Annotated in this window: 21 protein-coding genes; 6 read left to right on the top strand and 15 right to left on the bottom strand. The window is 49.2% G+C overall.

Features of this window, described 5'->3' with window-relative positions:
• Positions 1-42 precede the first annotated feature (42 nt).
• The 4 genes from ABEB26_RS11960 to ABEB26_RS11945 are packed head-to-tail and all read right to left on the bottom strand — an operon-like array spanning position 43 to position 2,877.
• Positions 43-537 carry an adenylyltransferase/cytidyltransferase family protein gene (locus ABEB26_RS11960; protein WP_345722234.1) on the bottom strand — a complete coding sequence of 165 codons (495 nt, stop codon included), beginning with the start codon at positions 535-537 and terminating at the stop codon, positions 43-45.
• Positions 538-544: 7 nt separating this feature from the next.
• Positions 545-1,540: a bifunctional heptose 7-phosphate kinase/heptose 1-phosphate adenyltransferase gene (locus tag ABEB26_RS11955; RefSeq protein ID WP_345722233.1), complete on the bottom strand. Its 996-nt coding sequence runs from the start codon at positions 1,538-1,540 to the stop codon at positions 545-547.
• A gap of 21 nt (positions 1,541-1,561) precedes the next feature.
• Positions 1,562-2,338: an SDR family NAD(P)-dependent oxidoreductase gene (locus tag ABEB26_RS11950; RefSeq protein WP_345722232.1), complete on the bottom strand. Its 777-nt coding sequence runs from the start codon at positions 2,336-2,338 to the stop codon at positions 1,562-1,564.
• Positions 2,335-2,877 (bottom strand): protein-tyrosine phosphatase family protein, encoded by a 543-nt coding sequence (locus ABEB26_RS11945; RefSeq protein ID WP_345722231.1) that lies wholly within the window; start codon positions 2,875-2,877, stop codon positions 2,335-2,337. Before ABEB26_RS11945 ends, ABEB26_RS11950 begins: the two co-directional genes overlap by 4 nt.
• Positions 2,878-2,993: 116 nt before the next feature.
• On the opposite strand from ABEB26_RS11945, the gene sfsA reads away from it, so the two are divergent.
• Positions 2,994-3,740, top strand: a complete 747-nt coding sequence (gene sfsA / locus ABEB26_RS11940; protein WP_345722230.1) for a DNA/RNA nuclease SfsA — start codon at positions 2,994-2,996, stop codon at positions 3,738-3,740.
• A gap of 321 nt (positions 3,741-4,061) precedes the next feature.
• Here sfsA and fadH read toward each other — a convergent pair whose 3' ends face one another.
• From fadH to ABEB26_RS11890, 10 genes are all read right to left on the bottom strand, one after another.
• A complete protein-coding gene (gene fadH, locus ABEB26_RS11935; protein WP_345722229.1) occupies positions 4,062-4,916 on the bottom strand; it encodes a 2,4-dienoyl-CoA reductase in 855 nt (284 codons plus the stop codon).
• Positions 4,917-4,947: 31 nt separating this feature from the next.
• Entirely contained in the window at positions 4,948-6,243 is a 1,296-nt protein-coding gene (gene aroA, locus ABEB26_RS11930; protein WP_345722228.1) for a 3-phosphoshikimate 1-carboxyvinyltransferase, read from the bottom strand.
• Entirely contained in the window at positions 6,227-6,895 is a 669-nt protein-coding gene (locus ABEB26_RS11925) for a haloacid dehalogenase (RefSeq protein ID WP_345722227.1), read from the bottom strand. The genes aroA and ABEB26_RS11925 overlap by 17 nt, the downstream gene beginning before the upstream one ends.
• Before the next feature lie 162 nt (positions 6,896-7,057).
• Positions 7,058-8,446 (bottom strand): peptidoglycan-binding protein, encoded by a 1,389-nt coding sequence (locus ABEB26_RS11920; RefSeq protein WP_345722226.1) that lies wholly within the window; start codon positions 8,444-8,446, stop codon positions 7,058-7,060.
• Between the two features lie 120 nt (positions 8,447-8,566).
• On the bottom strand, positions 8,567-9,643 hold the full coding sequence (locus ABEB26_RS11915) for a hypothetical protein (protein ID WP_345722225.1): 1,077 nt from the start codon (positions 9,641-9,643) through the stop codon (positions 8,567-8,569).
• An 82-nt stretch (positions 9,644-9,725) separates the two neighbouring features.
• The gene (gene otsB, locus ABEB26_RS11910) at positions 9,726-10,544 is read right to left on the bottom strand and encodes a trehalose-phosphatase (protein ID WP_345722224.1); all 819 of its coding nucleotides are present in this window, start codon (positions 10,542-10,544) and stop codon (positions 9,726-9,728) included.
• On the bottom strand, positions 10,525-12,171 hold the full coding sequence (treS, locus tag ABEB26_RS11905) for a maltose alpha-D-glucosyltransferase (RefSeq protein ID WP_345722223.1): 1,647 nt from the start codon (positions 12,169-12,171) through the stop codon (positions 10,525-10,527). The genes otsB and treS overlap by 20 nt, the downstream gene beginning before the upstream one ends.
• 25 nt (positions 12,172-12,196) lie before the next feature.
• The gene (locus ABEB26_RS11900; protein WP_345722222.1) at positions 12,197-13,657 is read right to left on the bottom strand and encodes an alpha,alpha-trehalose-phosphate synthase (UDP-forming); all 1,461 of its coding nucleotides are present in this window, start codon (positions 13,655-13,657) and stop codon (positions 12,197-12,199) included.
• Positions 13,658-14,045: 388 nt separating this feature from the next.
• A complete protein-coding gene (locus ABEB26_RS11895; protein WP_345722221.1) occupies positions 14,046-14,627 on the bottom strand; it encodes an HDIG domain-containing metalloprotein in 582 nt (193 codons plus the stop codon).
• A 198-nt stretch (positions 14,628-14,825) separates the two neighbouring features.
• Positions 14,826-15,077 carry a hypothetical protein gene (locus ABEB26_RS11890; RefSeq protein ID WP_345722220.1) on the bottom strand — a complete coding sequence of 84 codons (252 nt, stop codon included), beginning with the start codon at positions 15,075-15,077 and terminating at the stop codon, positions 14,826-14,828.
• A gap of 152 nt (positions 15,078-15,229) precedes the next feature.
• Between ABEB26_RS11890 and ABEB26_RS11885 the strand changes: the two genes are divergently transcribed.
• Entirely contained in the window at positions 15,230-16,435 is a 1,206-nt protein-coding gene (locus tag ABEB26_RS11885; protein ID WP_345722219.1) for a trehalase family glycosidase, read from the top strand.
• Positions 16,436-16,611: 176 nt separating this feature from the next.
• Here the strand turns inward: ABEB26_RS11885 and ABEB26_RS11880 are convergent, their stop codons facing one another.
• Entirely contained in the window at positions 16,612-17,943 is a 1,332-nt protein-coding gene (locus tag ABEB26_RS11880; protein ID WP_345722218.1) for a M20/M25/M40 family metallo-hydrolase, read from the bottom strand.
• 264 nt (positions 17,944-18,207) lie between these two features.
• Here ABEB26_RS11880 and ABEB26_RS11875 point away from each other — a divergent pair, with 264 nt between their 5' ends.
• The 4 genes from ABEB26_RS11875 to ABEB26_RS11860 all read left to right on the top strand — a co-directional run bounded on the left by ABEB26_RS11875 (position 18,208) and on the right by ABEB26_RS11860 (position 22,355).
• On the top strand, positions 18,208-18,870 hold the full coding sequence (locus ABEB26_RS11875) for an N-acyl amino acid synthase FeeM domain-containing protein (protein ID WP_345722217.1): 663 nt from the start codon (positions 18,208-18,210) through the stop codon (positions 18,868-18,870).
• 33 nt (positions 18,871-18,903) lie between these two features.
• Positions 18,904-19,128, top strand: coding sequence for a hypothetical protein (locus ABEB26_RS11870; RefSeq protein ID WP_345722216.1), 225 nt, complete (start codon positions 18,904-18,906; stop codon positions 19,126-19,128).
• A gap of 428 nt (positions 19,129-19,556) precedes the next feature.
• Positions 19,557-21,194 carry a DHA2 family efflux MFS transporter permease subunit gene (locus ABEB26_RS11865; protein WP_345722215.1) on the top strand — a complete coding sequence of 546 codons (1,638 nt, stop codon included), beginning with the start codon at positions 19,557-19,559 and terminating at the stop codon, positions 21,192-21,194.
• Between the two features lie 327 nt (positions 21,195-21,521).
• On the top strand, positions 21,522-22,355 hold the full coding sequence (locus tag ABEB26_RS11860) for a substrate-binding periplasmic protein (RefSeq protein WP_345722214.1): 834 nt from the start codon (positions 21,522-21,524) through the stop codon (positions 22,353-22,355).
• The last annotated feature ends 52 nt before the right edge of the window (positions 22,356-22,407 follow it).

Raw genomic sequence — 22,407 nt, 5'->3', positions numbered from 1 at the left:
GATATGGTTGCTGGCTGCTAGAGCGCATGTTAAGTGATCGATTTACTCGCTGCGAATTTTGGCAATCAGGTTGCTAGTGGATAGCCCTGCTTGATACTGAATTAGCTCGACTTTGCCGCCATAGGCCAAAACAATTCGCGCCTCAGGTAAATCTTTGCCGTTGCTTGCTTGCTCAGGGTGAGCATAATCGCCACCTTTGACATAGATATCAGGTTGTAAAGCACTAACTAATGGCTCGGCGGTTAACGATTCAAATAGTGTGACATACTCGACCGAGCGCAATGCTGCAAGCACAATTCCGCGCTGAAGCTCAGGCACGATTGGGCGGGTTGGGCCTTTGTAGCCACGGACTGAGGCATCGCTGTTCAAGCCAACAATCAACAGATCGCCCAAGGCTCGGGCTGCTTGCAGGTAGGTTACATGGCCTGCATGCAGCAAATCGAAGGCTCCATTGGTAAAAACCACGCTCAAGCCCTGTTCGCGCCACTGCTGGCGAAGTACAACTAAATCGGCTAAATCAGTAAATGGTGAATTCATCGAAGCCTCATACAATCTGGCCAAATTGAATTAATGCGTTCTGAAGCTCGTTCGGGCTAACTGTGGCTACGCCAATTCGGCGTACTACCAAGGCTGCCGCCGTGTTAGCAAGTTTGGCAGCAATAAGCGGGCTATGGCTTGCACACAAACTAAGTGTGGCGGTGGCAATAAAGGTATCGCCCGCCCCAGTTGCATCAAACACCTCACCAATTGGCACTGCTGGAATATGATGGATGCCTGCTGCATCGAGTAGCGAAAAGCCTGCCCCGCCTCGAGTAATCACGACCGCCGCCAACTTAAGTTGATCGCGCAAGCGTTGCAAGCCCTGTTCGACTTGCTGATCGTTAGCTAAACGCTGGCCAAGCCACGCCTCAGCCTCGCCCAAATTGCACTTGAGAAAATCGGCTCCAGCGTAGGGTTCAAAGCGACCTTGGCTATCAACTGTCAACAAAGTTTTATATTGTTGACATAACTGTTGGATGTGTTGAATTAGCCGCTGGCTGAGCCAGCCCACGCGATAATCTGAGCAAAGCACAGCATCAACTTGGGGAATCAATTGGCCTAATAATTCGATCGCCTGATCTTCCAAATTTGGATCAACTGGCCGCCGATCAACCTTATCGAGTCGAGCAACTTGTTGGGCAACGGTTAATTGTACCGAGGCCAAAATGCGGGTTTTAGTGGTGGTTGGGCGTTGCTCATCACGCAGCAATCCAGCGGTGCTCACCTTGCGTTTATGCAAGGCATTGGCTAATTCATGGCCAGCTTGATCAGCACCGATTAATGCCACAATCCCAGCCGTGCTGCCGAGGGCGGTGATATTGGTCGCAGGGTTAGCTGCACCACCAGGAATAATTCGCCGTTGCTCAAATTCTAAAACCGGAATTGCCGCCTCGCGCGAGAGCCGTTCGGGCTTGCCATACAAATATTCGTCGAGCACAACATCGCCAACCACCAGCACGCGGCGATTGGCGAGTTGGGCCACATGTTCAACAGTGATCATGCTTATTCTCAGTATTCAAAATTAGCCAACCATTTTCACCAACCAACGGGTGAAGGCTGGAAAGATTCGATATGCTACCCCAAACACATGATAAATCCGCGGAATAACCCGCTGAGTCGTGGGGTTGGCCGCCACATGCAGCACAATCTCAGTGACATCGTGAGGCTTGAGCATGCCAAAGATTGAGGCAAAGCGCGACATCTTATTGAAGTCGGCGGAATCAAAAAATGGCGTGGCGATTGGGGCAGGGCAAACTAATGAACATTTGATCGGCGTGCCCCGCAATTCAATTTGCAAGGCCTCAGAGGCCGCCATCAAAGCATGTTTTGAAGCTGAATAACTGCCCATGTTGTGGGTTGAAACCAAGCCTGCCACCGAAGCTACATTCACAATATGGCCACTATTTTGCTTGCGCATGACAGGCAAGACCGCCCGAATACAATGCATTGCCCCAAAATAATTAACCGTGATCATGCCTTCGAGATGCTTCCATTCAATCTGCTCAATCGAATCAAAGACCCCATAACCAGCATTATTGATCAGCAAATCGACCCGCCCAAAGCTGGCGACGGCTTGATCGATCAAAGCTTGAACTGCCTGCACATCGCTAACATCAGTGGCAACTGCGAGTGCCTTGGCTCCGGTTTGGTTGATGGCTGCCGCCAGATCGTTTAGTTGCTCGGCTGAACGGGCGGCGAGCACCACATTGGCCCCACCACGCGCCAAACCTTCGGCGATCAACTTGCCAATGCCCGATGATGCTCCAGTGATAATGGCAGTTTTGCCCGCAAAACTCATGATTCTGCTCCTTGTTGTGCCCAATCGTGGGCAAATTGCTCTAAAGCTCGGCGTTGCCAGGGATGCAAATGCACAATTGGGCGACGCGCCTTAACTAAATTCCATGCGTCTTCTAAATCCATGCCTTGGGCAATCAGCACAGCTGTACATAAGGTAGCTGAACGGCTCATGCCAGCATGACAATGGATCAGCACCTTGTGGTCAGTCTCGATAGCTTGTTGCACAAAAGCCACGCCTTGTTGGAGCGCTTCAGGGCTAGGTGCTTGGCGATCCATGGTTGGCAGCCATAGGTAGCCCTCGTTGCCTAACGTGCCAAACTGATCTTGGCGCTCAGCTTGGAGATTGACCGTCACCCGCACACCTTGAGCGTGTAAAATCTGCCAATCGTGGAGATCGAAAAAGCCGCCAAGGTATAATTGCTCAGTAATTTGGTTGACCCGCGGCTTAACTTTGCCGCCAAGTCGCCGATAGAGTCGGCGCGTTCCCATGACTAACCGTGAGCGCAAAACATAAAACCAATGCTGCAAAACTGCCAGCATACCTCAATCCTTTATCAGTTTTTATCGGTGATTAACGACCGCAAGCCATTGTACCACGCTGTACCAAGCTGATTAAGGCTATAATGGACTTCGTTTTTTTAGTGGTAAGGGCCATTGTGGAAACAACAATTCAAGTTGCCTTAGTTGGCGGTGCGCCGTTGGTGCAAGCCACTTTTTTGGAGCGACCAAATCGCTTTTTGGTGCTGGCTCAATTGGCCGATGGGGTAATTGTTCAGGCGCATTTGGCTGATCGAGGCCGTTTATTGACCAAACTCGTGCCAGGAGCGCAGCTGGTGCTAGGCCACAAACCAGCCGAAGGCCGTAAAACTGCCTATCAAGTAGCCGGAGTGTATGAGGCTGACGAACTGGTTTCATTGGATACAGGCTTGCCAAATCGTTTGGTTGAGGCTGCCCTGCGAGCGCAAACCCTCGCGCCTTTTGCTGAATATAGCCATATTGAGCGTGAAGTCAAACTTGGGGCAAGCCGCTTTGATTTTGGTTTAGCTCCGGCTCCACCAACCAAAGCCAAGCGTCATGGCGGCGATTGCCCATGGCTGGTCGAGGTGAAAAGTGTCGGTGATGCTGAGCATAGTTTGGCCTTGTTTCCCGATGCGCCGACCGTGCGGGGCCGCCGACACTTGCTCGAATTGGCCGAATTGCATGAACAAGGGCGGCGCACAGCCGTGATTTTTATTGTGCAACGTGGCGATGCTCAGCGGGTTGCCGTCAACCGCCAAATTGATCCAGCCTTTGCTGAAACTTTGGCCGCAGTCGCTGCCCGTGGCGTTGAAATTTATGCCTATCGCTGCCCTTTGAGCCTTGCTGGCATTCGCTTGGCCGAGCAATTGCCAGTTGAATTGTAGAGGTTAATGAGAACATAGAGCAAAGAACATAGAACCTAGATGTAATGGTTTATCGCGTTAATAACGGCCAGCATGCCCTCACCCCCTCTCCCGCCCGCAAGGCGAGGGGGAATCGCTCAGGGAGTGCTCCCCTCGCCCGCCGCAGTGGGAGAGGGGTTGGGGGTGAGGGAACGAGAGAAATGGTTGTTAACCCAATGATCCATTACACATAGAACCTAGGGGAAAGTATAAGGATTAATTATGAGGGATGAAATTTAACCACGAAGGACACGAAGAGCACGAAGAATCATTTTTTGCCTCCTTCGTGTCCTTCGTGGTTAATTAATTGCCACTTTTCTTGGTCATTTTGGAGAGCATATCCCACATTTCGTTGGGCAAGCGATCAAGCCCTGAGAATTGACCTGCGCCATACAGCCACTCGCCGCCGTCAATCGTGATGCATTCGCCGTTGATATAGCCCGCTTCGTCGGCCAACATATAGGCGGCCAAATTGGCTAGCTCAATATGTTCGCCAACGCGGCGTAATGGCACACGATTGAGCGCTTGTTCAGCCAATTCGGGGGTTGGGGCAAGCCGTTCCCAAGCGCCTTGAGTTGGGAAGGGGCCAGGTGCGATTGCGTTCATTCGAATGCCATAGCGTGCCCATTCGACTGCCAACGAGCGAGTAAGGGCCAAAACCCCAGCTTTGGCTGCCGCCGATGGTACAACAAAGCCGCTGCCCGACCAAGCGTAAGTTGTAACGATGTTCAAACATTGGCCACCGCGCCCAGCTTCGATCCACTTTTTGCCTAGAGCCAAGGTGCAATAAAACGTACCATGCAACACAATTCCCAAAACGGCATCAACTGCTCGGTGCGAAAGCTTCTCGGTTGGGCTGATAAAGTTGCCAGCAGCGTTATTAACCAAAATATCGACCGTGCCGAAATGATTCCAAACGGCCTCGATCATTTGGTCAACCGCTTCGGGGTCGCGCACATCGCAGGGCACCGTAAAAACTTCACCGCCTTTGGCTGCCATCATTTCGCTGGCTGCGGTGCTCAATTTTTCGGCATTGCGGCTGGTAATTGCCAACTTTGCCCCCAACTCAAGGAAGCGCTCACCCATTGAACGCCCCAAGCCCGAACCCCCACCAGTGATGATGATCACTTTGTCTTTGAGCAGATCTGAACGAAACATGCACAACCTCCTTGTTGGGCTATCGGCGCGATCAGGCTTCTTTGATCTGCGCGTAATGCTGCCAGAATGTTGGGTACGAGACGGTTACGGCTTCGGCTTCGTCGATAATTGTTTCGCCTTCGGCCACTAAGCCAGCCACCGCCAAGGCCATGGCGATCCGATGATCGCCATGCGATTGAACTTTAGCACCCTGCAACTCACCACCACCAGCGATGATCATGCCATCGGGTGTGGCTTCAAGGGTTGCACCCATCGCGCTTAATTCGCTAACTACCGTGGCTACGCGATCGGTTTCTTTGGCTCGCAGTTCTTCGGCATCGGCAACTACGGTTTCGCCAACTGCACAGGCTGCCGCCACTGCTAGCACGGGGATCTCGTCGATCAAACGCGGAATTAAATCACCATCGATGCGTGTGCCCCGCAAGCCACCGCCGCGCACAGTTACATCGCCAACTGGCTCTGCGCCTTCATTGCGCTCGTTGCTGATCGTAATATTCGCGCCCATGGCTTTGAGCACATCGAGCGCTCCGGTGCGGCTAGGGTTTAATCCCACGCCCAAGGTGGTAATTTCCGCATCGGGGTGAATTGCCGCTGCCACCCACCAGAAGGTTGCCGATGAAGGATCGCCTGGAACATGCAACGAAAGTGGATAGGGGAAAACCGGATGGCTCGGTGGATAGAGCACAATCTCACCATCTTTGACTGTCAGATCAACGCCCATCGCGATCAACATACGCTCGGTATGGTCGCGACTGACAATCTTGCCCGATAAACGCATTGGAGCATCGCCAGTTAAGCCAGCCAAGAGCAAGGCCGATTTAACTTGAGCACTGGCGATTGGCAATTCGTAGTTGCCACCATGAATTGTTGTGCCGCGAATCACCAATGGCGCACGATTACCGTTATCGCGGCCATCGAGCTTAGCTCCTAGTTGACGTAATGGTTCGGTGATGCGGCGTTGTGGGCGTGAACGCAACGAGGCATCGCCAGTCAGCACGCTCAAAAATGGCTGTCCAGCCAACAAACCAGCCAATAATCGCAGGGTTGTGCCCGAATTACCACAATCTAAAACGTCGCTTGGCTCGCGTAGGCCACGCAAACCCCGCCCGAACACCCGTACTTTATCATCGGTGTGTTCAATTTCAACGCCCATTTGACGCAAACAGGCGATTGACGAAAGACAATCAGCGCCTGGCAAGAAGCCCGTAATTTCGGCGTTGCCCTCGGCTAAAGCATTGAACAACACCGAGCGATGCGAGATCGATTTATCACCTGGGACGCTAATTGCCCCGCGTAGGCGCTTGGCATGGCTAACTGTCTGTTTCATCGGGCGTTGACTCCTGTAGCGCAGCGAGGGGCAGCCCCATATGTTGTTCAAAGCGGGCGAGGGCGACAACCAATTGTTCTTGGCGCACGGCGCTGGTCAGATCGCCACGGGTGCGTTCGAGCACTGCTCGTAGTGCATCGGTTGTGCGGCGCAAGCCACTGGTTACGGCATCGGGGAAATCGACAGTCACCAAAAAGCTATAGATCTCATCCATCTGATCGAGCAGGCGTTCGCCGCTATCGACCTTGCCATGGCGCAGGCCATCGAGAATATAGCGCCGCAATTCGCTGGCGGCCTCGGCTAAACCATTTAAATAGGCCGCTGCTTCAACGCCCAAGGCGTGATGGGTTGGTAAGGTTTCGCCGCGTACCAAGGCCAAAGTCAAGGCAGCTTCGGCATATTCTTTGAAGGCATCTTGGGTATAGCCTGCATACAGCAAGGCCGGATAATCCTGAAGGCGTTCGTGCAGGCTTTGAGCTGCCGTCGCCGTTGCTTGCAAGAGTGGTTCGGCCAAAGCCCATTCGTGGCGATGGACTGCCCGAATTGTGTTGGCACATTGGCGAATCAGTTCGCGAGCCGATTTGAGCGCGATTTCGCGGGTGGCATGAATCGCCTCTAGCTCGCTAATCAGGCTGGTGGTTTCAATACTCACAGCGTTGTCCTTGTTAGACTCTCTGGGCGTAAAACTGCGCATAGCATACTTTGCATGACACGATAAGTCAAAGTCACAACTTGATAAAATTAAGCGATTTAAACGAATGCGCCTACCAACATTGGCAGGCGCAGGCTTGAACTTGATTAAGCGATTGAATGGTTACTTGCCAAAAGCTGCTTGCCATGTGATTGGCCCAACAATTCCATCGCGGGTCAGGCCATAGGTTGATTGTACATTAAGCACTGCTTGTTCCGTGCCAGCGCCAAATGCCCCATCAACCGTTAGGCCTAATAATGTTTGAATTGCCCGAACTGCATCGCCGCTGCTGCCGTTTTGTACGGTTTTGATCAGTTTGGCATAGGTTTGTGGGCCGATAATCCCATCGGCGGTTAAGCCATTGGCACTTTGGAAGTTACGCACAGCTTGTTCGGTGCCTGCGCCAAATGCTCCGTCAGCAGTCAGCGAATGGCCATGCGAACGCAATAGATGCTGAGCAGCCTTAACATCGTTGCCCGAACTGCCGTTGCGCAAGCTAGGCCAAGCGGGCAAACTAGGAGTTGTACCACCAGCGATCGTGCCAATTGTGACGTTATCATAGTAGAACGTTAGGATTGAACGCCAGGTTGAGCCATTATCAGCCAGATATTTCGAACCCCATTGGCTCATATACAAGCCAACTGTCCAACCATGATTTTGGCTACACTGTCCGGACGTGCGACTGCCATTGTAGGAGCCAGCACAATATTGGCTTTGGAAAATCGCATTGTTTTTGATCAAGCGATAGTTCCATGTATCATCAACCGCTGCGTTGGTGCTAGCATACGACACATTGGGATTGTAGACTTGGTCGGCGGTCGTATCCTTGGTATCATAGCCTTTGCCCGGATATTTGGGGTACATCGTGCGATACCAAGCATAGGTTTTCGAGGCCATCGCGCCAGAACGCAACGATTCAGTCCGCCAGCCAGCTACCCATTCATTGGGCAAGACATGCTTAACATACGTTTTGAAATTGACCGTATCAATTCGCCCAAGGCTCACGCGATAGACCCGAATCGTGCTTGGCGGTGTGGTATTTGTTCCCGCCATAATCTGATTCAATTCAGCATCATTTAAACTAGCTTCTTGGAGTACGTTGCTGGTTAAACGATGCGGCTGAAGCTCGATAATCTCAGGTTGTTGATCGACGACTTTATTGGCGAGCGTGAGTGGGGCATCAACCAATAGCGTGTCATTGGGAATTAACTGGGCATTGCGTAAGCGCCAAGCGCGATGACCCTGAGCATCAACCGCTACTTCGATTGCTTGGCTCTCGCTGGTTGCTAGGCTAAAATGGGCAGTACCTGCCGCATCGGTTGTGGCAGTTAAGCCCAAACTAGCAACTGAAACCGTAGCGTTGCTCACGGGCTTGCCATCAACATTGGTGACCGTTACCGTTAAATTAGCTCGTTGAGGGTTGCGAGTTTGAGCCGAAACCGGTGCTTGAATTAACAAACCTAGTGCTAAACTAAGCAACCCCAACCAACGCCATGTTAACCTACGCTGCATACTTGCTCCTTCAACTGAAGAAAATAGCCCACGTGATTGGCTCACGCTGCCAGCAAGTATAGTGCGATCATCTTAAAATTTTATTAATGAGTAGCTGTAATTCTAAAAAAATACTTAAAATCAAGCATTAAGCAATTCAACAACATCCTCATCGGAGAATTCCAAAAGCTTACCAACTTGCTTGATATACATTTTTTGAGTGATGTGGATTGAATCGCGTTGTTTCACGAATTGAATCATCGATTGCAGTATTTCTAGGGAATGATTAGGATTGTTACTGAACAAGCTATAATCAAGATCTATTTTATTGCTGGTTTGTAACAATCCATTCAAATAATACTGTGTTTCGGTATCAAAAGCGGCGGCATGGATGATAGAATCAACATAATCCAAATCTTGTTGAGTAATTTGGTCACCAGTTTTCATCAGATTAATGACTGCTTTAATTTTGAGAAGATCAAGTGGCTGGGCAGCATTTGAATCTATATCAGGATTGACTTGATCTAGCTCGGAGTCGATGGTTGGATCTATGTCTATGACTACCTCGACGACATCATCTGCCTTAGCCTCTGCTTGTGTTACTTCTTCATCGCTAAATTCAATTTTCTTTCTCAAAATCTCTGTAGCTTTTTTGCCAATACTGGTGGTTGTATATTTCGACCAAACAGCCATAGAAATAGCCCCAACAACTGGTAGAAATTTACTGATTTGTTGTTTTATCAACCGTTGCGTTATTTTTCCACCTAGAATTGCTATAATTTGCTGAAATATTCTTAATGAAGCACGTTTAACAAAAACAGTTCCGCCACGAATAGTTATTAATCCAAGTGTTCCTACACCTAAACTCGATGCTAAAATACCTGCTAGTAACTCTCTATTCATTACTTTATCTTGTTCATAAGCCGCAGCGATGTCGTAAATCATCGATAGCTGATTGCGTATAATTAAAACTATTTCAGGAACAATTGCTAATAATCCCCACGGTCCTGGAATAAGATTTAATCCTGCTGTTATGGCTGCATTTTTATAACTGTAGGCTTTAATTAATTGTCCAACTTCTTGTCTACTTGGAATTTTATGTGGATTTTTTTGATAATAAGATCGTCGATCTGCAATTACAACATCAAACAGCTCTAATAATTTCTTTACTAATTGATTTTGGAATTCTTGTAGTTTTGATTCGGCTGGTTCACTCATGGTATCTCCTTGATAGGCATTCTTGGTATTACCATAGCTGACACGTTGAGCGATGTCAACAATGTCAGCTATACCAAAAGTCCTAGCTACCAGCGGGATGTGTGCGTGCCAACCGCTGCTCAAGAATCCATTGTAAAACCTCAGCACTTGCATCAACACCATTAATACAAATATCGGCGGTTTCAGCTACTGATGGATGCGATTCAGGGTTGATTACGCCGATCGCCAAGGCTTGGCAACCCTGTTCACGCGCTGCCGCAATCGAGCGAAAGCCATCAACATCGGTCAAATCATCGCCCAAAAAGATTGCTGCCTCAAGTTTGTGATCCTCGATCAGCCAAGCGACCGCGCTGCCCTTATGCCAATCAACGGGCGGGCGAACCTCGAAAATCATCAAGCCTTCGGTGATAATCAAATTGTGGGCGGCGGCTAGTTCGGCCAAAACCTTGCGCAGCCAAAGTTCAGCCGCCGTTTGATCGGTCGCTAAGCGATAGTGCAAGGTCGCCGTGATGCCCTTGGATTCGAGTACCACGCCCTCGGGCAACTCGTAGCGCTGCATCGCCACCACAAATTCGCGCACGGCGGCGCTATATGGTTGAGCAGCAGGCACGAGCATCCCGCCATCGTGGCCCCAGATTTCTAAGCCATGGTTGCCGATATAGCGCATTGCTGGCAGTTGCAGCATGCGTTGGACATCGCGGGCAGCCCGACCAGAAACGGCGGCAACTAAGGGCAAATACTCAGTTAATTGACCCAAGGCAGCCCGACATAAGGGCTCAACCGTTGCGCCATCAGGCGTTGGGGCAATTCGGCTGATCGTACCATCGATATCGGTGATTAATCCCAAGCGCTCCACGGCAATAAGTGGCTGCAAGCGTTGTTTAAGCGTCGTCGAGAGCAAGGCGCACTCCTTCGATTCGGAACCAGATAAAGCCATGCGGCGCTAGCGAGAGAAAATATGGTGTCGTTGCAATCGTTGGAAATGGCGTTTCACCAATTAATTCTACCAAGCGCATGCCTGCAAACTCAGCCAAATCCAGCTCAACTGGCTGGATAAAGCGCGAAAGATTATTGACGATCAGCACTGTTTGGTCGGCGTAACTGCGCAAATAGGCTAAAACTTTGCGATTTTGAGTTTCGAGAATCTGAATATCGCCGCGCCCAAAGACTGAATAACGCTTACGCACCCGAATTAAGCGCTTCATCCAATTTAATAATGATGATTGCACGCGCTCCTGTGCTTCAACATTGATCGCTTGATAGCCATAAACTGGATCGATAATCACTGGGCTATACAAACGGGCAAAATCGGCAGCCGAAAAACCAGCATTGCGGTCGCCATTCCATTGCATCGGAGTACGCACGCCGTTGCGGTCGCCAAGATAAATATTATCGCCCATACCAATCTCATCGCCATAATAAATAATTGGCGAGCCTGGCAAACTCAACAGCATGCTATTCATCAATTCCATACGGCGACGAGCGTTATCCATCAAGGGTGCTAAACGTCGCCGAATCCCAATATTAATTTTCATGCGTGGATCGGCTGCATATTCACGGTACATATAATCGCGTTCTTCATCAGTGACCATTTCGAGGGTTAGTTCATCGTGATTGCGTAAAAAAGTTGCCCATTGGCAGTTTTCAGGAATTTTAGGCGTTTGACGTACAATATCGATAATTGGCGTACTATCTTCCTTGCGAACTGCCATAAACATGCGTGGCATCACTGGAAAATTAAAGGCCATATGAAATTCATCATCATTGCCGAAATAATGGCGTACATCATCGGGCCATTGGTTGGCTTCAGCTAGTAGTACACAATGCGGATAATGCTGATCAACAAATTCACGCATTTTGCGCAAAATTGCATGGGTTTCAGGCAAGTTTTCGCAATTTGTGCCTTCACGTTCGATTAAGTAGGGCACTGCATCAACCCGAAATCCATCAACCCCGCGATCGAGCCAAAAACGCATAATATTGTACATTTCTTCCAAAACGGCGGGATTTTCGTAATTTAAATCAGGTTGATGGCTGAAGAAACGATGCCAATAATATGAACTAGAGACTTCATCCCAAGCCCAATTTGAGCGTTCGGTATCGGTGAAAATAATCCGGGCATCGCGATAACGTTGATTTGTATCACTCCAAACATAATAATCACGATAAGGCGAATCAGGTTGGCGTGCTGCTTGAAACCAGGGATGCTGATCCGAGGTATGATTAACTACAAGGTCGATCATTACTCGCAAGCCGCGTGAATGGGCTGCTTCGAAAAATGTTACAACATCTTCCATCGTGCCATAGCTAGGATGTACATTACAATAATCTGCCACATCATAACCATCATCTTTGCCAGGTGATGGATAAAATGGCAATAACCATAAACAATCAACGCCTAAACTTTGTAAATAATCTAAGCGCGAAATCAAACCGCGAAAATCACCATTGCCATCACCATTGCTATCCTGAAAAGCTCGTACATGCAATTCGTAAAAGATTGCATCTTTATACCAATCGTTTTGCATAAAACTCCTTTAGTAGCATACATACTTATAGACCTGAGGCTTGTTCAATTGTTCCCGAACGCTTGACATTCGCTGCTTGTAAAAATGTATCAACCCACCAATAAATATCATATTGATTGATCGAATGACGGAGCTTGCTAATATGTTCAATTCGTTCTAAGCGTGGCATTGTGACTGCATTATAAAGTGCTTGAGCTGTGCCATTAATATCATATGGATTAACCGTCAATGAGTGTTCGGATAGTTGCATTGCTGCCCCTGCAAATTCACTTAAGATCAGTACACCATCATCAGGCCCACAGACCGCATATTCCTTTGCTACAAGATTCATGCCATCCTTTAATGGTGTGATTAATGCAGCATGGGCAGCGCGATAATAGGCTAATAATTCTTCACGCGGCAAGGAGCGAAAAATGTAATGAATTGGTACCCAACCGATTTTGGTATATTTGCCATTAATTTCACTAACTAATTGCTGAATTGTTTGCTTCAAATCGGCGTATTCACTAATATCTTCGCGGCTTGGCACAACTACTTGAGTTAATGAAATTTTTTGCTGTAACTCAGGATACGTTTCAAGCAATGCACTAAATGCTTGCAAGCGATCAGGAATGCCCTTGGTATAATCTAAACGATCAACGCCAAGAATTATTTTACGTCCTGCAAAAGCCTCACGAATCTGGCTATATAAAATATCAACATTTGAGGTATGCGCTGCTGTGCGAAATTCTTGTGGATCAATGCTAATTGGGAAGAAGCCAACTTTGGTGGGATTGCGATCTGCATGCAGAATTAATGGATATTCACCAGCGCGATCGATTTCTGCATCGGGTAATAATGCCTCAACACAAATCAAAAAATTATTCAAATCGCGGTTGGTTTGAAAACCTAGTAAATCGTATTCCAACAAGCCATTCAGAATTTGCTCGCGCCACGGTAATTTCAGGAAAATATCGATATGAGGGAAGGGAATATGCAAGAAGAACCCAATATGGGCATCAATTCCGAGCTGGCGCAACTCACAAGCAACATTAATTAATTGGTAATCTTGGACCCAAATATAGGTATCGTCACGATAATGTTGGGCGATTGTTTCAGCATATTTACGATTAACTTGCTCATAAGTTGTCCAATAGTTCGGGTCGAAATTACAACGCGACTGCAAATCGTGAAATAATGGCCAGATAATCTCATTCGAAAAGCCCAAATAAAATTTTTCCTGTTCCTCTTGGCTCAGGTGAATCGCATGCATGCTATAACCAATCGAATTGGTGGCATGTTCGAGTAATTGATCGACCGTTTGATCCGCCTCATTTGTACCCGACCAGCCGATCCAGGTTCCGCGTGCTTGGCGCAAAATTGGGTCGAGCGCAGTAACCAAGCCACCCGAAGCGGGCTTGATGGTAGGTGTACCATCGGCTTGTTCAGCAATTGAAATCGGCAGCCGATTCGAGACAATCATCAGTCGATTTGGTAACTCTTGCATGATTTGCCATCCTCCTTAAAAACACAGTTTAATATCAATCCACAGCACAATACACAGCAATACATGGGCATTGCAGGCAAATCCAGCACGACGTTGAGCAGGTATATAGGTTGTTTAGCAGGGATAGTGCCAAAAGTATACGTGCATTAAATGCTCCACATAAACGATTTAGCTCATTCAGAAGCGCTATTCAGCAATGTGAGGGGGTAGTAGAATGTAAAAGATGTTAATGGATGTTCAAAGATCAATCAGGCTATAAATTAATGCCCTCACCCCCTAAAACCCTCTCCCGCATGCGAGCCGAGGGGAACTGCCCCGGGAGTGCGCCCCTCGCCCGCCGCTGTGGGAGAGGGGCTGGGGGTGAGGGGACATAACCGTATGATATAGCCTAAATTCCGTTTAATCCTAAGGCCACAGCATTGCCACGCAACGCCGTGATCACTTCTTCGATCAAGGTTTCGAGCGGGACATCCAGCTCTTGTGCGCCACGAATAATATCTTCGCGATTGACGGCGCGGGCAAAGGCTTTATCCTTCATTTTCTTCTTGACTGAACTAACTTCGACGCTATGCACGCTTTTGTCGGGGCGCACGAGGGCCACAGCAGTGACAAAGCCCGAAAGTTCATCGACAGCATAGAGCGTTTTTTCCATGGGCGTAATCCGCTCAACATGGCAATAATCGGCATGTGATAAAATAGCCCGACAAATCTCCTCGCTCCAACCGAGTTCACGGAGCACCCGAACTGCTTCCGAGGGATGTTCAGCAGTAGGAGATTGGGCAGCATTCGGAAAACGCTCATAATCGAGATCATGAATCAAGCCAACCGTTGCCCAAAGCTCGGCATCAGCCTGTTGACGTTGCGCCATATGACGCATGGAGGTAGAAACCGCGAGGCAGTGTTTTCGTAGACTTTCGCTTTGCACCCACTCAGCGAGCAAAGCTTCAGCATCAGCATACCTATTAACCATCGAGATCTCCTAAAAGCAAATTGCCAATAGAAGATTGTACCAAATTTGCGCTTGGGCTAAAAAACAAAGAACACAGAACCAACGTGTTCTATGTTCTTCTTGTATCCATCGCTCCAGCCATATCCACGCAAATGAAACACGAGGCACTGGAAAACGCATTTGGGGTTATAGATGGGTCATTGGCTTTGGCAGCAAGGGTTATAAGCCTTCGCCGTCCAGCCACGTTTGAACCGCAGCATCATCAGCGCCGGGATGACCACCTGAGATATAGCGAAACCGTTCGCCATAGCCTTCCATAATTTCGTTGCGCTTTGCTTCGGTATCAGCGTCGGCAGCCGTGTCATCAATGCTGATCACACTACCCGACTCAAGATCGAGATAACAACTAATCGTCGTATCGGCGGTGCGCAAGGCCTCCAGAATTTGTGCGCGGTCAATGGGCGCAGCCATGGTTGAGTCCTCCTAAGGGTTAGTTGAACGTCGTGGTTCAAACATAGCTTAACATACAAACGCGCCCCGAACGGACAATCGAGCGCGGTGGTATGTGCGGCATCGCGATCATACTACAGCACACGGTAGAAGTCAAAAAGAACAGGAAGCGTATGCGACAGCCTGCAATCACGCAGTATATCGATGCTTATTGGGACAAACTTGTTCGTCAACAGCCGGAAGATCAAAAAACCTTAATTGGCTTGCCCCATACGTTTATGGTGCCAACCCACGACCCAACCTTTCAAGAGATGTTTTATTGGGATAGTTTTTTTATTGCGCTGGGTTTGGGTGGCACGCGCTATGAGGCAGCGATCGAGGGCATGGCCGAAAATATGGCCTATCTCTACCAGCGCTTCGGGGTGATTCCTAATGCCAGCCGTTATTATTTTCTTTCGCGCAGCCAACCACCCTTCTGGACCCAATTGATTTGGCTGGCTTACCAGACCAAACAGGCCGCTGGCGCTCCTGACAGCGCTGCTTGGTTACAGCGGATGATGGCACTGGCTGAGCAGGAGCACGCCAGTGTTTGGCTGGCGACCGCCCATCCGCATCAGCGCCAAGTCCATCGCGGTTTGTCGCGCTATTTTGATATTAATTATTTGGATACCCTTGCCTGTTGTGAAAGTGGCTGGGATCATTCAACCCGCTGCAATGGTCAATGGATGAGCCATCTGCCAGTTGATTTGAATAGCATTTTGTATCTGCGTGAGTGCGATTTTGCCCAAGCCGCCCGTTTGCGTGACGATCATGCGGCAGCCGAGCAATGGCAAACCCGCGCAGCCCAACGCGCCGAAACCATGCAAGCAGTTTTTTGGGATGCAACCAGTGGCTTTTTCTACGATTACAACTATCTGAATGAAGTAGCTGACTTGGATAACCCTTCATTGGCCGGATTTTACCCCTTGTGGGCTGGTTGGGCGACCGAAGCTCAGGCGGCGCAGGTGGTTGAGCAATGGTTACCAACATTTATGCGAGTTGGTGGTTTGGTGACTACCCTCAAAACTCATAGCAGCTATCAATGGGCTAGTCCCAACGGTTGGGCACCATTGCAATGGATTGTGGTTGAGGGTTTGTTGCGCTATGGCTATCAATCCCAAGCGCGGGAGGTAATGCAGGCATGGTGTACGCTCAACGAAACGGTGTTCGAGCGAACCAACGCCATGTGGGAAAAATACAATGTGGTTGACCCAACGGGCGACGTTGAGGGCGGCAAATATGGCTCATTGCCAGGCTTTGGCTGGTCGAATGCCGTGTATCTCGATTTCAAGCGCCGTTTGGCTCAGCCAACTATCGAACGTTGGAAGCTTGGCGAATAATGGTTCATCGAATGAAAAATGATCACATTCCCTCACCCCAACCCCTCTCCCACTGCGGCGGGAGAGGGGATTTTGGTATCACAGTTCCTCCTTGCTAAGCGGGACGGAAGGGTGGTGATCGCCAATGATTGTTAAGAACCTACCCTTTAAAGCTAAGGCAGTATAGCTTGATTGATTTAGCCAAGGCCGATAATTAGTTGTTGAATCAAACTCGCCATCGCTTTGAGATCCGCCAACTGAATATGCTCGTTAATCACCCGAATGTTGCTATCGGGGCGTTGAATCCCCAAAGCAACAGCGGGCACATTCATTCCGGCAGTAAAAAGGTGCAGCGGCACAGAAAACGGCGCAAGCGGCACAATTTGGGGAGTTGAGCCATAGACCTGTTCGATTGCAGTGGCCAAGCTATTGAGTAATGGCGTGCTCAAAGCATTCATGGCGGGTGGATATGCACCCTTGATAATTTCTAGATGCACATCGTGGAAATCGGCACTATTGAGGTGTTCACGTAACAACCGCGCAACCTCGGTTGGCCGTTGCTCGGGCACAAGGCTAAAATCGAGTAGTACTTCGGCGCTTGCCGGAATGGTTGGCGGTGGGCTATGGCCAGTATCAACGGTTAATTCGGCAATATTACAAGTTGGATTGAAGGTTTCAGCCCGAGCTAAACCAGCCCCAGTCATACCAAATAAGAATTGCGGCATGCCCCAAGCCTTAAGGCGGGTTGCCTCATCGAGCTGCAAGCCACGAGTGAGCTTGTTGGCCTCGCGATTTGGTGGCACAACCGCATCATAAAAACCATCAATTGTCACTTCTTCACTATCATTTTTAATCCGATTGGCCGCCCAAAGGATGCGCCAAGCAGGGTTGGGTACGCTGGTCGCCATATCAGCACCGATCGGAATTTTAGCGCCTTCAGCTCGCAAGCGTACCAACAAGCGCCCACGAACCCCAGCATAGAGGTAGGGCAACCGCGCCTGATCGAGCATGCCACCATAGCCAACGACCAAATCGGCAGTTAAATGATTGGCTTGATCGGCAACCAAATTAGCTAATGATGGGCTACCACTCAGCCCGTCACCTTCAATTAAAAACGTCACACCAACAGGGAGATCGCCAGTTTCGGCCAAAATTTGGGCCACAGCAGCAATTCGCGCAGCTAAATTGCCTTTATCGTTGGCAACGCCACGCCCATAGAGCAGCCCTTCGCGCTCGGCTAAGGTAAACGGCTCGTGAAACCAATCACGCCAGACCCCAGCCGGCATCACATCGTAGTGATTGAAAAAGAGCAAGCGTTGGGCACTTTTGCCAGGCCGATGGGCCAAAATAATCGGTGCACCTTCTGTTGGATGCACATTGACCTGAAACCCAAGGCCGCGCAATATATCAGCAATCGTCGGCGCAGCCTGTTCTAAGGCTGGGTCATCGCCAGTAACACTTGGTAAGGCTACCAAGGCACGGACATAGTGCAAAATCAGTTCATCGAGAGTGGATAGGGGAGCAACCACGGAGCTTCCTCGCAATCGCACGCCGAACAATATCAAGCGGGTATCTTCATTATAACGGATAACCGCCAAGCCAAAACGACAATCGCTAGCAAACTTTTAGCCTATCTTTACCTATCACTATCGAAAATTCGTCAAGTGTAAACCAATTTCTCAGCTATTGCTCTCTACCAAGGGTAAAATCAAGACTAAAGTCCTACTAGCATTTAGATAGCTAGGCTTGATGATTATTTTTACTGGTATTTAATATTTTGCTGTGAGGATGGCATGATCGATTTTAAAACAGTGGGCTGGCAAAAACTCACTGAAACCACCAAGCAGGTGCATATTCGCCCGCTTGATTCGTTTGGCGAATTAAAGCAAGTGTTGGATTTGCGTTATCGCGGCTATGGTCATTTTGCTGCGCCCGATCAAGCGCTTGATATGCTCGATTTGGCTGATCATAGTTTAATTCTGGTGGCCGAATTGGCCAATCGTGGAATTGTCGGTACGCTACGGCTGATCGATGGCGGGCCTGGCAAGATCGAGCTAGAGCAATTTGTGCCGATCACCACGATTCCCCAATTACATCAACGCTCGTTTGTGGAAGCAACCCGCTTTACGATTCGCCATTGTCGCGAATTGTTGGCAGTTAAGCTGCTTTTATGCAAGGCTTTGTGGATGTATGCGCTGCAACAAGGCCATGAGCATGTGGTGATTTCTTCGACCCAGCGCTTGGCAAAATTCTATCGGATGTTGATGTTTGAGGATATTGGCTCGGCGGGCATTTATCAACACCCACGACTTGGCCAAAGTGAACATCGCACGTTTATCTTACCAGTGCATACGGCTTTAGATCGTTATCGTGAAATGCAACACCCATTATATGCGTTTATGCACCAACCCCAACCAAATATTAGTTTGAAGCCAAGCAATAATCGCTATAATTAAGCGTGATTCTATGCGATCTATTCGGAGCAAACAATGATTCTTTCGGGAACCCGCCCTGCAGTGATTCAGGCTGTCCAAGCGGTCAGTTTACATGGCAGCATCTTTTACGATGTAACGTTTGCCCATGATGATCAACCTGATCGGTTGATCAAAGCGCGGCTTGGTAGTGAAGTTATGTATGCCAACCCCCAAGTTGGCGATCAAGTAACGATTAGCTACTTGATGAATATGCCAACCCAAGTCAGCAAATGCGACTAAGCTTGAGCGAAGAGAGAGGGCAAGAAGGCCAAAGGCAAAGAGCATAGAACATAAGGGCCAAGCTTCAGACATGGGACTTTAACGCAGAGACGCAGAGAGCGTTAAACTTCAGGGTTTAGGCGCTAGGAATCAGATGCTGTATGATTTTAAACTGCCCCCTGACAACTGAACCCTCATTCCTTCGTGTTTTTCGTGGATCAAAGCCCATATTCTCTGCGCCTCTACATTCAACCTGATCCCTAGCCCCTGAAACCTAATCCCTAATCGTGCTTGACAAACAAATTTTTCGGCGTACCATTTAATTAGTTAGATTAACTAAGCAAATAGTTGCAATCTATCAGCAGTAGTTTGCATGGGCTGGAAGCAACCAGAGACTGCTGCTTTTTTGATGTGGAATAAATTGGACATGCTAGTTGCGAGGGTATTTCATGGCGGCGACAGCGCAGGATTCAGAGCAATCACCAAAAGGCGGTTTAGCCTACAAATGGAAGGTATTAATTTCGGTTATATTCGGGATCTTCATGGTGATTCTGGATACGACTGTCGTAAACGTGGCATTTCGCACGGTGCAACAAGATCTCGGGGCGACGATCAACGAAGCCCAATGGATTTTGAGCATTTATGTGTTGATGTTGGGGATTAGCACGCCAATTTCGGGCTATATGGCTGATCGCTTTGGCCTCAAGCGTACCTATGTGATTGGGCTTTCGATCTTTGTGCTTGGCTCGTTTTTGTGTGGGGTAGCACCTAGCATTGAAGCGCTCGTCGTAGCACGGGCAATTCAGGGGCTTGGTGGTGGTTTATCAACCCCGCTTGGCACAGCCTTTATCTATGGGGCTTTTCCGCCGAATGAACGTGGTAAAGCCCTTGGGGTATTCGGAATCGCCATGGTTTTAGGGCCAGCCTTGGGGCCAATTCTCGGTGGCTTGTTGGTCGATAACGATCTTTGGCGCTGGATTTTCTTCATCAATGTGCCAATCGGCGTACTTGGAGTAAGTTTAGCGATTCGCTGGCTCAAGCCAACTCAACCAACTGGTAAACCCAAACTTGATGTGTTGGGATTGATCACCTCCACGGTTGGCTTTGGCTCGGTGCTCTATGCCGCCACGATTGCTGCCGAACAGGGCTGGGAATCGGGCAGCGTCACGATGTGGTTTATCATCGGTGGCATTAGCTTGGTACTCTTTGGTTTGATTGAGCTATTCGTGGCCAAAGAACCCTTGCTTGATTTGCGCTTATTCAAAAAACCAACCTTTACTATGGCCAATTTGGTGGGTTGGGTGAGTGTTTTAGCCTTATTTGGGGCCGAATTTTTGTTGCCCTTGTATTTGCAAGTGCTGCGTGGGCGTACCGCTTTAGAAACGGGCTTCATCTTGTTGCCCTTGGCGATTGCCGCTGGCTTTGCCACGCCAACTGCTGGGCGTTTATACGACAAAATTGGCCCTCGCCCGTTGATTGTGACTGGCTATGCGATTTTGATTCTCAACACTTGGCAACTCTCGAAATTGCAAGCCGATACCTCAATTGGCTGGATTATGTTCTTGCTGGCCTTGCGTGGCTTGGCGCTGGGCATGACAGTGCAAACAACGTTTGTTACCGCATTATCAGATGTGGAATTGCCCAAAGTGCCGCGTGGCTCAGCCTTAATCAATGCCACCCGTCAAGTCATTCAATCGATTGGGGTGGCAGTGTTGGCGACAATTCTAGCAAGCACAACCTCAGTAGCCACCAAAGAATTTCAAGAAGATTCGCAGGCTCGTGCCGCCGAAAATGCCCAAGCCGGAGTTGCAACTGCTGCATTTGGCTTGTGCGAAACCCCAGGCGTTGATCCAGCCAAGAATTTGCCTGCTGGCATGGAGCAAGCCCCAGCTGCGGTACAGGATCAGGTTCGTAGCAGCATTCAATTGGCTTGTGCTGAACAAGTTGCTGGCTTTGAAAAAACCTATCACTTCACCTTCTATGTAGCAATTATTGCCTTGGTGCTTGGCTTATTTCTGCCTGGCTGGCCACTTAAATGGGTTGGGCGCGGTGGAACAGCCGGAGCGGCGGCGGCTGCCAGCCATTAGGATTGTAATGGCTCATTGGGTTCGTAATAAACTGCATGCCCTCACCCCCTAGCTCCCTAGCCCGCCAAGCGAGTGAAAGGGAATTCCTCCATTATGAAACTTGGGACTCCCCTCGCCCGCCGCCGTGGGCGAGGGGCTGGGGGTGAGGGCACGAAACACTATCACGATTAATACAGAGGCGCAGAGTATGTTAATTTACTCTGCGCCTCTGTATTAATTGCATTGATCGCAATAAGCCCTAGCAATTTTTGATTTTAGGCCAAGATTTTGCAAAACAACCGTGCGATTGACGGTATAATACCAACTCTATATCAGGAGGAACTGCAGATGAAACGCCTCAATGTTGTGGCTCTGTTGAGCTTACTGTTGGTTGTGCTGGGCGCATGTGGCGCAGAGTCAGCAACTCCAACAACTGCTCCAACAACCGCATCAACCACCGCTCCCGTCGCTGGCAAGATCGATCTTGGTGGCCGTGAAGTCAGTATCGCCGTTGAAAACTTGTACCCACCATTCAACTACATCAACCCGCAAACGGGTAAAGGTGAAGGCTGGGATTACGATGCTTGGGCGGCGATCTGTGCTGAGCTGAACTGTAAACCAGTTTTCAAAGAAACCTCATGGGAAGGTATGATCCAAGCGGTTGGCAATGGTCAATTCGATGCTGCCGCCGATGGGATTACGATCACGCCCGAGCGAGCTGAGCAAGTGGCCTTCTCCGATGGCTATATTCAAATTAGCCAACGCTTGTTGGTGCGCAACGATGAAACTCGTTTCACCAGCATGGACGAATTCGCCAAAACTGAATTCCGCTTAGGCACGCAAACTGGCACTAGCAACTACGAAACTGCCAAAGGTTTGCTCGATGAAGCCCGCATCCAAGGTTTTGAAACCTTCCCATTTGCGGTAGCCGCCTTGATCAACGGCGATGTTGATGCGGTCATCATGGACGAAACCGCTGGCCAAGGCTATGTTGGCAACAACAGCGACCAATTGAAGCTGGTTGGCGACCCAATCAAGAGCGATCAATTGGGCTTTATTTTCCCCAAGAACAGCGATTTGGTTGAGCCAGTGAATGCAGCGCTCAAGGCGTTGCGCGAAAATGGCAAGCTGGCTGAGCTTGAAAAGAAATATTTCGGCCCTGATTTCAAATTGCCCGAATAAGCGCACCAATTCAGTGGTGTGGTGCGTTGATGCACGACACCACTGGGTTTAT

This window comes from Herpetosiphon gulosus, from assembly GCF_039545135.1.
Taxonomy (GTDB): domain Bacteria; phylum Chloroflexota; class Chloroflexia; order Chloroflexales; family Herpetosiphonaceae; genus Herpetosiphon; species Herpetosiphon gulosus.
This window is presented reverse-complemented; position numbering and strand designations above follow the sequence as displayed.